The sequence below is a fragment of the Mycobacterium sp. 1423905.2 genome, assembly GCF_001673155.1.
GTDB lineage: Bacteria > Actinomycetota > Actinomycetes > Mycobacteriales > Mycobacteriaceae > Mycobacterium.
Map to the genome: position 1 here is coordinate 1 of NZ_LZLE01000145.1, position 10054 is coordinate 10054.

The 10054-nt window shown below is 65.5% G+C and carries 10 protein-coding genes and 2 pseudogenes; 7 read left to right on the forward strand and 5 right to left on the reverse strand.

All coding sequences use genetic code 11. The features are described 5' to 3' along the window. Window positions 1-170: pseudogene (locus A9W95_RS26100) on the reverse strand (KH domain-containing protein); the annotation flags it as partial. Here A9W95_RS26100 and A9W95_RS26105 point away from each other — a divergent pair. Then, window positions 135-305 carry a KH domain-containing protein gene (locus A9W95_RS26105; RefSeq protein ID WP_371328035.1) on the forward strand — a complete coding sequence of 57 codons (171 nt, stop codon included), beginning with the start codon at window positions 135-137 and terminating at the stop codon, window positions 303-305. The pseudogene A9W95_RS26100 and the gene A9W95_RS26105 sit on opposite strands and share 36 nt — an antisense overlap. 207 nt (window positions 306-512) lie before the next feature. Here A9W95_RS26105 and A9W95_RS08095 read toward each other — a convergent pair whose 3' ends face one another. Both A9W95_RS08095 and A9W95_RS08100 read right to left on the reverse strand, forming a co-directional pair. Next, complete coding sequence (locus tag A9W95_RS08095; RefSeq protein ID WP_067410602.1) at window positions 513-2165, reverse strand: ATP-dependent DNA helicase RecQ; 1653 nt, start codon at window positions 2163-2165, stop codon at window positions 513-515. Window positions 2166-2256: 91 nt separating this feature from the next. Next, entirely contained in the window at window positions 2257-3732 is a 1476-nt protein-coding gene (locus A9W95_RS08100) for an amidase (RefSeq protein WP_067410605.1), read from the reverse strand. Window positions 3733-3793: 61 nt separating this feature from the next. On the opposite strand from A9W95_RS08100, the gene recO reads away from it, so the two are divergent. From recO to A9W95_RS08115, 3 genes are read left to right on the forward strand one after another with little or no spacing between them, the layout of a single operon-like run. Further along, window positions 3794-4591 (forward strand): DNA repair protein RecO, encoded by a 798-nt coding sequence (gene recO / locus A9W95_RS08105; protein WP_067410607.1) that lies wholly within the window; start codon window positions 3794-3796, stop codon window positions 4589-4591. Continuing rightward, window positions 4584-5477, forward strand: a complete 894-nt coding sequence (locus A9W95_RS08110; protein WP_156746070.1) for a decaprenyl diphosphate synthase — start codon at window positions 4584-4586, stop codon at window positions 5475-5477. The genes recO and A9W95_RS08110 overlap by 8 nt, the downstream gene beginning before the upstream one ends. Then, the gene (locus tag A9W95_RS08115) at window positions 5477-5908 is read left to right on the forward strand and encodes a hypothetical protein (RefSeq protein WP_067410610.1); all 432 of its coding nucleotides are present in this window, start codon (window positions 5477-5479) and stop codon (window positions 5906-5908) included. Before A9W95_RS08110 ends, A9W95_RS08115 begins: the two co-directional genes overlap by 1 nt. On the opposite strand, the gene A9W95_RS08120 is transcribed toward A9W95_RS08115, so the two are convergent. Further along, a complete protein-coding gene (locus A9W95_RS08120) occupies window positions 5905-6306 on the reverse strand; it encodes a Fur family transcriptional regulator (protein ID WP_067410612.1) in 402 nt (133 codons plus the stop codon). The two genes, A9W95_RS08115 and A9W95_RS08120, sit on opposite strands and share 4 nt — an antisense overlap. After that, a complete protein-coding gene (locus A9W95_RS08125) occupies window positions 6303-6722 on the reverse strand; it encodes a metalloregulator ArsR/SmtB family transcription factor (RefSeq protein WP_067410615.1) in 420 nt (139 codons plus the stop codon). Before A9W95_RS08125 ends, A9W95_RS08120 begins: the two co-directional genes overlap by 4 nt. Window positions 6723-6895: 173 nt before the next feature. On the opposite strand from A9W95_RS08125, the gene A9W95_RS08130 reads away from it, so the two are divergent. The 3 genes and pseudogenes from A9W95_RS08130 to A9W95_RS27475 form a co-directional block, all read left to right on the forward strand. After that, on the forward strand, window positions 6896-8287 hold the full coding sequence (locus tag A9W95_RS08130; RefSeq protein ID WP_156746071.1) for a glycine--tRNA ligase: 1392 nt from the start codon (window positions 6896-6898) through the stop codon (window positions 8285-8287). A gap of 380 nt (window positions 8288-8667) precedes the next feature. Then, entirely contained in the window at window positions 8668-9852 is a 1185-nt protein-coding gene (locus A9W95_RS08135) for a PPE family protein (RefSeq protein ID WP_067410617.1), read from the forward strand. A 101-nt stretch (window positions 9853-9953) separates the two neighbouring features. Continuing rightward, a pseudogene (locus A9W95_RS27475) lies at window positions 9954-10054 on the forward strand (WXG100 family type VII secretion target); the annotation flags it as partial.

Below are 10054 nucleotides of genomic sequence, written 5' to 3' on the forward strand. Positions count from 1 at the left end.
AAGTCCAAGTAGATCTTGGTGCCCAGCAATTTCTCGATCTGGGTGCGCGCCGCACTTCCGACTTCACGTAGCCGCGCTCCCCCTTTCCCGATGACGATTCCCTTCTGGCTGTCCCGCTCGACGTACAGCACGGCGTGCACGTCGACCAGGTCGTCGCGTCCCTCGCGCGGCTACGTGAAGTCGGAAGTGCGGCGCGCACCCAGATCGAGAAATTGCTGGGCACCAAGATCTACTTGGACTTGCGGGTGAAGGTTGCCAAGAACTGGCAGCGCGACCCCAAACAGCTTGGTCGACTTGGGTTCTAGCCGACAACCCGGTTAGCGTCGAAGGTTCCCCGTCGGCGCAGCGGGTAGGCAGGCCGGCATGGCATCCCTACGGCGCGGCAGCGAACTCGTCGAAACACTGCGCGGGCTGGACAACACAGCTTCGACGGCCCAGCCGTCATGGGATCGTTGGGTCTAAGACCCGCTCGGCGGGTCGTCGTCCTGACCGGCGGATAGACGAAACGGCGATCACGCCGACTCGGGCTCGCTACTACCGGTCACCTCGAGCAACCCGTGGTCGCGGACCGCTGCCAGAGACAGTGTGCGGTAACCGAATTCATCGAACAGCACGGTGATCCGCTCGCGGTCGCCGCCGATGACGACGCCCGGTCCCCATTGCTTGTGCTGCACGGTGGTGTCGACGGCGATGGCCGGCGCGGGGACGGTGAGGTCGCCCAGTTCCGCCGCCTCTTTGCAGCGGTCGCAGTTTCCGCACGGCTGTGCCAGGTACTCACCGAAGTAGGAGAGCAAAAAAATCCTGCGGCACGAATCGGTTTCGGCGTAACCGCGCATCATCTCCACCCGGCTCTGGTCGACCCGCTCCCGCAATTCGACCATGTGCACGGCTTCGGCGACGGCCTGCGCGGTCGACATCTTGCTACTCAGCAGTCCTTTGCGGGTGGATCGAATCGCACCCGACTCGTCGAGCAGGTTGATGCCATTGGTCAACCTGCGGCCCCGGATATCGAGCTTGGTTCGCAAGTCTTTCGGCTTGGTTGGCCGCTTCGGATCAAGGGCGTCATACACCGCCTGCAGAAGTTCTTCGTCCGGACTGCCGGTGGTGAAAAACTTGGCGAGGCCGAGGTCTTCGGGCCGATAGAACAACAGCGCTTGCGCGTCCTCACCGTCGCGGCCGGCCCGCCCGATCTGCTGGTAGTAGCTGTCGAGTGAGTCGGGGATCGACGTGTGCACCACGAACCGTACGTTGGGCTTGTCGATGCCCATTCCGAAGGCGGACGTCGCCACCACCACTTCGTAGTCGTCGTCACGAAATCCTTCGTGCACCTCGTCGCGATCCGCCTTACCCATGCCCGCGTGGTAGGCCGCCGCCGAAATGCCCTTGTCGCGCAGGCCCTTGGCGTAGAACTCGGCGTCTTTGCGGGTAGCCACATACAGCAGGCCGGGCCCTTGCAGCGTGGGCACCGTATCGAGCACCGCGCTGCGCTTGTCGTCGTCGTCGAGGTGCCGCTCGACGGTCAGGGACAGGTTGGGCCGGTCGAAACCGCCGACCACGATGGACGGGTCGTGCAACCCGAGGCGATCCACGATGTCGCGGCGCACCACCACCGAAGCGGTCGCGGTAAGCGCCACCACCGGTATCGACTCACCCAGCCGACGGAACACGTCGGCAAGCCGCCGGTAGTCGGGCCGGAAGTCGTGCCCCCAAGCCGAGACGCAGTGCGCCTCATCCACCACCAGCAGCGACAGCTGGGTGTGGCTGAGCCGTTGCACCACTTCGTCGTTGGCCAGCTGTTCGGGAGAAATGAAGACGAAGTCGGCGTCACCGCGGTCGATGGCTTCCCAATTGCGCCGCAGCTGAGCCGCGCGCAGGCCCGAGTTGACGGCTACCGCCTTCCCAGCTCCGCAGTCCTCGATGGCCGCGATCTGGTCGTGTTGCAGCGCGATCAGCGGAGACACGACCAGCGTCACACCATCGATCAGCCGTGTCGGGACCTGATAGATCGCCGACTTGCCGGACCCCGTCGGCATCACGGCAAGCACATCGCGGCCATCGATCACCGCCCGCATAGCCGCGTGTTGATCGTCGGTCAGCTGCTCCCAGCCGAATTGCGTACGCGCCACCGCATCGAGGTCGTCGGTGTCGTGAGCCGATCGTTTCACCGCGGTCCACTACCCAATGGCATGGTCGGCAAACGCTACCGGCGCTGCGCGTCGGCTAGATCACCTGGCAACCGTCATGCAGATGGGCGGGCTACAGCGGCGCAGCGTTGGCGCCGGTGTTCCACCACACCTCCGGCTGCTTGGCCGCCCACCCGCTGAGCGCCTCCAGTTCGGCCGCCAGTGAGATCAACATGCCTTCACTGTTTGCCGGGCCCATCAGTTGCACGCCGATCGGCAAACCTTCTGAGGTGAATCCCGCCGGCACGTTGATCGACGGCCAGCCCAGCACGTTCCACGGCCAGGCGTACGGGCAAGCGGCGATCATGGTCCGGTCGGTGGCCAGCCCACCCATCCGGTCGAAGGCGCGGGCCAGCGGTGGCGGCTGAGCGGTGGTCGGGGCCAGCACCACATCGACGATATTGAAGATGGAGCCCACCCGGCGTTGGTCGGCGGCCTCGTGACGGCGGGCGCTCCGCAGGATGGCCTGTCCGAGCAGGTGGCCGGTGCGCATGTTCGCCATGGTCCGGGGGTCGAGGATGACCTCGTCACCGAGCCGTTCGCCCCACTCCCACAGGCCTGCGGTGGACCGGGCGAGAAAATCCCAGGACAACCGCACGCCGTAGTCCGGATTGCCCTGCACAACCGTGTGGCCGAGCAATTCCAGCTGCTCGCCGACCCGCCGCGTGGCGGCCAGGATCTCCGGGTGCAGCTTTGTCCGAAACGCGGTGTAGGGGGCCCGAGTCGACAACGCGATCTTCAGCGGGCCCGGCGCGATGCCCACGTAGTCGGACGCGACCAGGGGCGGCGGCTTATGTAAGTCACCTTCGACGTTGCCCGACGCGGCGTCCAGCACCAGCGCCGCATCGGCGACCGTGCGCGCCAGGACCCCGTTGACGGTGATGCCGTTGAACGTCTCGGGCAGCGGCCAGGTGGAGATGCGGCCGCGTTGCGGTTTGATGCCGACCAGATGAGTCCAGGCCGCCGGGATGCGCACACTGCCCGCGCCGTCGGAGCCGATGGCCGCCGTCACCAGGCCGGCGGCCACCGCCGCGGCGCTGCCGCCGGACGATCCGCCCGGGGTATGCCGCCGCGACCAGGGGTTCCTGGTATGACCGAAGGCGGGGCCGCTGGTGAACGGCCACTGGCCCAGTTCGCACGTATTGGTCTTGCCGACGATCACCGCACCGGCCGCTTTGAGGCGGCGAACCACCTCCGAATCCTGAGTGGCGGGCCGCACGTACCCCTCGGTGCCGAATGCGGTCGGCACACCGGCGACGTCGACGTCATCCTTGACCGCGATCGGAATGCCCAGCAGAGGGGAGGTGTCACCGGCGGCGCGCCGGCGGTCCGCCTTGGCCGCATCGGCCAGCGCCGTTTCGGTGAGGACCACCCGGAAAGCGTTCAAGGTGGACTGGCTGACATCGATCGCATGCAGGGATCGTCGGACCAGCTCGGCGGCGGTGACTTTGCGCGTCGCGAGCTGGTAGAGCAGGTCGGTCAAGGTGGGCAGGCGCTTGCCGCCAGAGCCGCAAACGGGCCCCGATTCGGACTCAAAAGCGCCAATCACGGGGTACGAGACTATCGGCGCGGATGCGCGCGATGTCGCGGCGGGGTGCAAAACTATTGTGATGCGGCTATATCGAGACCGAGCTGTTGTGCTGCGCCAGCACAAGCTCGGCGAAGCCGACCGGATCGTTACCTTGCTGACCCGCGACCACGGATTGGTCCGCGCGGTGGCCAAGGGAGTGCGGCGCACCCGCAGCAAATTCGGAGCGCGGCTGGAGCCGTTTGCTCACATCGACGCGCAGCTGCACCCGGGCCGCAATCTGGACATCGTCACCCAAGTCGTCTCGATCGACGCGTTCGCCACCGACATCGTCAGCGATTACGGCAGGTACACCTGCGCCTGCGCGATGTTGGAGACGGCCGAACGGCTCGCCGGTGAGGAGCGGGCCCCCGCTCCGGCGTTGCACCGGCTCACCGTCGGTGCGCTGCGGGCGGTGGCCGACGGGCGCCGACCTCGTGACCTGTTGTTGGACGCCTACTTGTTGCGGGCCATGGGCACCGCCGGCTGGGCGCCGGCGTTGACCGAGTGCGCCCGCTGCGCCGACCCGGGTCCGCACCGGGCATTTCACATCGCCGCCGGAGGCAGTGTGTGCGCGCACTGTCGCCCCGCCGGTTCCACCACACCCCCGCAAGGGGTACTGGACTTGATGTCGGCGTTGCACGACGGTGACTGGGCAACTGCCGAGCAGTCGCCGCAATCCCATCGCGGTTATGTCAGCGGGTTGGTGGCCGCGCACTTGCAGTGGCACCTGGAACGACAGCTCAAAACCCTGCCGCTCGTCGAGCGGTCCTATCAGGGTGATCGCACGGTCGCCGAACGTCGTGCCGCGCGAATCGGGCAGGATACCGAGTGTGGCTAGGAGAGCCGAGCGACAGCTGAAGTCCACCGACTTCCCGCAACTGCCCCCGGCGCCCGACGACTATCCCACCTTTCCCGACAAGTCGACGTGGCCGGTCGTCTTCCCGAAGCTGCCGCCCTCGCCCGACGGTGGGCCGCGCCGGCCCCCGCAGCACGTGTCCAAGGCGGCGCCCCCGCGCATCCCCGCTGACCGGCTGCCTAATCACGTCGCCATCGTGATGGACGGCAATGGCCGCTGGGCCACCCAACAAGGCTTGCGACGCACCGAAGGCCACAAGATGGGCGAGGCGGTGGTAATCGACATCGCCTGTGGCGCAGTTGAACTCGGCATCAAGTGGCTCAGCCTGTACGCCTTCTCCACGGAAAACTGGAAACGGTCGGCCGAAGAGGTTCGCTTCTTGATGGGCTTCAACCGTGATGTGGTACGACGACGTCGTGACATCCTCAACGAAATGGGAGTCCGGATCCGGTGGGTGGGATCGCGACCGCGGTTGTGGCGCAGCGTGATCAACGAACTGGCCGTCGCCGAAGAGGTGACCAGAAACAATGACGTCATCACCATCAACTACTGCGTCAACTACGGTGGTCGCACTGAAATAGCTGAAGCGGCAAGACAAATCGCCCGCGAGGCTGCGGCCGGCAAGTTGAATCCCGACCGTATCACCGAATCCACCATCGCCCGGCACATGCAACGACCCGACATCCCCGACGTCGACCTGTTTCTGCGGACGTCGGGGGAGCAGCGAGCCAGCAATTTCATGTTGTGGCAGTCCGCCTACGCGGAGTACATATTCCAAGACAAGCTGTGGCCGGATTACGACCGCCGCGACTTGTGGGCAGCCTGCGAGGAATACGCCTCGCGTAACCGACGGTTCGGGAGCGCTTAATGCCATCGCTACAGGAGCGTCTGGCCGAGATCTTGCGCGACGTGATGCGCGTCGAGGAAGAACCCGATGGCGGGTTAACCGTCCGCCACGGCGGCACTTTCGCGTCGCTGCGAGTGGTGACCATTGTCGAGGACCTCGAACTGGTGTCCCTCACCCAGATCTTGGCGTGGGATCTGCCCTTGACCAAACAGGTCAGTGAGCAATTGGCCAAGCATGCCCGAGAGGCGAACTTCGGCTCGGTGACCACGGTGGCAAAGCCGGCGCAACGCGGGAAAAGCGCCAGCAAGACCACTTCCAAGGCGGCCAAGACGGCAGACGTGATGCTGCGCTACAACTTTCCGGGTGCCGGCCTGACCGACGACGCGCTGCGCACATTGATCCTGCTGGTGCTCGACTCCGGCACCCGGATACGCAATCTGCTCGTCACCTAGCTTCGGCAGTCAGAGCACAGCCCGAAGATTTCGATGGTGTGGCTGACGTCGGAGAAGCCATGTCTGGTCGCCACTTCGGCGGCCCATACCTCGACCTCGTGGTCGGCCACCTCGATCGTGGAGCCGCAGTTACGGCACACCAGGTGATGGTGATGGTGTTCTGAGCAACGGCGATACACCGATTCGCCGGTGTCGGTGCGCAGCGTGTCCACCATGCCCGCCGCGGCCATCGACTGCAGCGTGCGATACACCGTGGTCAGCCCGATGTTCTCGCCGCGCTGGCGCAGTTCGTCGTGCAACTCCTGAGCCGAGCGGAACTCGTCGAGCGTCTCGAGCAACGTTGAAATCGCCGCGCGTTGGCGGGTGGACCGCACGCTCGCCGAACTGGACGAGGTCATATGCGTTCTTCGCCGGCGTGGGCGACAGCGTCGACGACGATGTGCGCCAGGTGGTGGTCGGCGAGCCGGTACAACACTTCGCGACCCGACCGCTCACCGGCGACCACGCCCGCGGCCTTGAGGATCTTCAGATGCTGGCTGACCAACGGCTGCGGCACGTTCAGCGCGTCGACCAGTTCATGAACACAGCGCTGCGACTCACGCAGCTGCAGCACAATTGCGATCCGGACCGGGGCGGCCAGTGCCCGCAGCAGTTCACCGGCGGCGTCGAGGATCTCCCGCGGCGGCGGAGTCGGAAAAGCGGTGAAGGACCCTGCGCCGTGGTCATGAGGGGCCGCCTCGCCGAACGCAGCATCCGGTGCGATGGTCGGCTCGGATGTGGGACTGGAGGCGGGCGTGGCTGGAGACGTCACCATATGGGAGTCATCACCTCGAGAAGTGCCAGAGTAAGGAAAGCGGCGTACGGCCGACCTCCACTGTCACATGCATGATGATGCATGTCAAAGACCTCGGCGTGATCGCTACCATGACTGATGTTTTCCGGGCAGGGATTGACCGCTGCCCCAGACCGATCAATCCGTGAAAGGGAGTGGACCACCCCGTGGCGTCCATCATCGACTCCGTCGTCAACCTGGCCAAACGGCGCGGCTTCGTCTTCCCTTCAGGTGAGATCTACGGCGGTACCAAGTCGGCGTGGGACTACGGACCGCTCGGGGTGGAGCTCAAGGAGAACGTCAAACGGCAGTGGTGGCGGTCGGTCGTCACCGGCCGCGACGACGTGGTGGGACTGGATTCGTCGATCATCCTGCCGCGCGAGGTCTGGGTGGCTTCCGGCCACGTGGAGGTGTTCCACGACCCCCTGGTCGAGTCGCTGATCACCCACAAGCGATACCGCGCCGACCACCTCATCGAGGCCTACGAGGCAAAGCACGGACACCCGCCGCCCAACGGCCTGGCCGACATCCGCGACCCCGACACCGGTGAGCCGGGCCAGTGGACCGAGCCTCGCGAATTCAACATGATGCTCAAGACCTACCTCGGCCCGATCGAAACCGAGGAAGGGCTGCACTACCTGCGCCCGGAAACCGCGCAGGGCATCTTCGTCAACTTCGCCAACGTGGTCACCACCGCGCGCAAGAAGCCGCCGTTCGGCATCGGGCAGATCGGCAAGAGCTTCCGCAACGAGATCACCCCCGGCAACTTCATCTTCCGCACCCGTGAGTTCGAGCAGATGGAGATGGAGTTCTTCGTCGAACCCTCGACGGCGCCGGAATGGCACCAATATTGGATCGACACACGCGAGCAGTGGTACGTCGACCTTGGCATCAATCCGGAGAATCTGCGCCTCTACGAGCATCCCAAAGACAAACTGTCGCACTACTCCGACCGCACCGTTGACATCGAGTACAAGTTCGGGTTCGCCGGCAACCCGTGGGGTGAGCTGGAAGGTGTCGCCAACCGGACAGACTTCGACTTGTCAACGCACGCAAAGCATTCCGGCACGGACCTGTCGTTCTACGACCAAGTCAACGACACCCGGTATACCCCCTACGTCATCGAACCGGCAGCCGGCCTCACCCGTTCGTTCATGGCCTTCTTGATCGATGCGTACACCGAAGATGAGGCCCCCAATGCCAAGGGCGGCATGGACAAGCGCACCGTCTTGCGCCTGGACCCGCGGCTGGCGCCGGTCAAGGCGGCGGTGCTGCCGCTGTCGCGCCACGCGGACCTGAGCCCCAAGGCCCGCGACCTGGCGGCCGAACTGCGCAAGAACTGGAACATCGACTTCGACGACGCCGGCGCCATCGGTCGTCGCTACCGGCGCCAAGACGAGATCGGTACCCCCTATTGCGTGACGGTCGACTTCGACTCACTCGAGGACAACGCGGTCACCGTGCGTGAGCGGGACGCGATGACCCAGGAGAGGGTCGCGATCGACAAGGTCGCCGACTATCTCGCGGTTCGCCTCAAAGGCTGCTAAAGCCGAGTCTGGTATTTCACCAAAAGGACACACCACGGAAAATTCGCGTGCGCCCACGAATGGCGTTCGCTGGAATCGCCGGCGTGTTTCGTTTCGCGCTAGTCGTCTTCGAATGAAACCTCCGTTTTATTGGTTGTTTCCCCAGCGCCGGGAACGCGTCTGACCACCCGCGACCGGCGCCATGGCTAGCAGCCCGAGCTGCGGTATGGGTACGGGCGTCCAAATTCGGCAGACCCGCCGTCGTATCGGCTCGGGCGGCTTGTGGGTGGGTATCAAAATCGGAGACTGATTTTTCCCCAAAGCCAACACTCTCGAGTGTGATCTGGCTTACGATCCGCGGAGGACGAGTGGTCGTCCGAGCTCGATCAAGTAGGGGTGTGATGATTCCAGAGTTTTCATGGTTGCCGCCGGAGATCAACTCGCTACGAATTTTCTCCGGGGCAGGTGCCGGGCCGTTGATGATGGCAGCGCAGGCTTGGGAAGGCTTGGCCGCTGACTTGCAGGCGTCCGCGTCGTCATTTGACTCAGTGGTTACCGGCTTGACCGGGGGGGCGTGGACAGGCCCAGCTTCGATATCGATGGCGGCTGCTGCCACGCCGTATGTCGGGTGGTTGACGGCGGCAGCGGGTCAGGCGGAACTCGCGGCCAGCCAGGCTCGTCTGGCCGCGACGGCGTTCGAGACGGCGTTAGCGGGCACCGTCCATCCGGCGGCCGTGGCGGCCAACCGCGCGCTTCTGATGGCGCTGATCGCTACGAACTTCCTCGGGCAGAACACCCCAGCGATCGCGGCCACGGAATTCGATTACGTCGAGATGTGGGCGCAGGACGTCGCGGCGATGTTCGGGTACCACGGCGGAGCCACAGCGGTGGCCGCCTCCCTGGTTCCGTTCAGCACGCCGCCACTGGATTTGGCCGGACTGGCCTCAGGGGTCGGCGCGGGCCTGGCGAGCGTGGCGACCTCGGCGTCGGGCGCAGTGAGCCCCCTGATCCAAGGAGTGACCTCAGCCGCTCCGGCGCTGGTGTCGGGGGTGCAGTCGGTTGTTTCCGGCGTACCGGTGCAGTCGCTGATGTCGGTGGCTCAACTCGGGGCGATGCCGGCGAGCATGTTGATTTCGCCGCTGACGTCGTTGGCGCAGACCGCCAACGCGGGCACCGCCGGCCTGGCTGGCGCGGGCATGGCAGCGGCCGCCGATGTGCCGAAGCTGGTCGGTGACACCGCTCCCGCGGCTGCCGGCTTGCGCGGCTTGGGCGGTGCCGGCATGGGTGCAGGGATGGCAGCAGACCTGGGTAAGGCCCACCTCGTGGGCGCGATGTCGGTGCCGCCGACCTGGCAGGGCTCGACACCGAAGGCCATGCTGACGTCCGCTATGTCGGGTTTCGGTGCCGCCCCGGAGGCGGCCGCCATGGCCCCGGCTGGCGCCGGTGGGATGCCGATGATGCCGATGCCGATGGGCATGGGCGGCGCCGGGGGCGGTATGCCTGGCGGGATGATGGGCCGCGGCGGAGGGGGCGCGCACGTGGTCCAGAACCGGCCGAGCGTGGTGCCGCGGACCGGGGTCGGATAAAGCGGGGGGTGATTGGCCGGGATCTTCGGGTTGGCCGTGGTACGCCACAGTGGCGCAGCACGTATCGGGGTTGAGTTTTTCGGTAAGAAAGGAAAAGGCAAGTGACTTCAAGGTTTATGACCGACCCGCATGCGATGCGGGCGATGGCGGGTCGTTTTGAGACTCATGCGCAGACCGTTGAGGATGAGGCGCGTCGGATGTG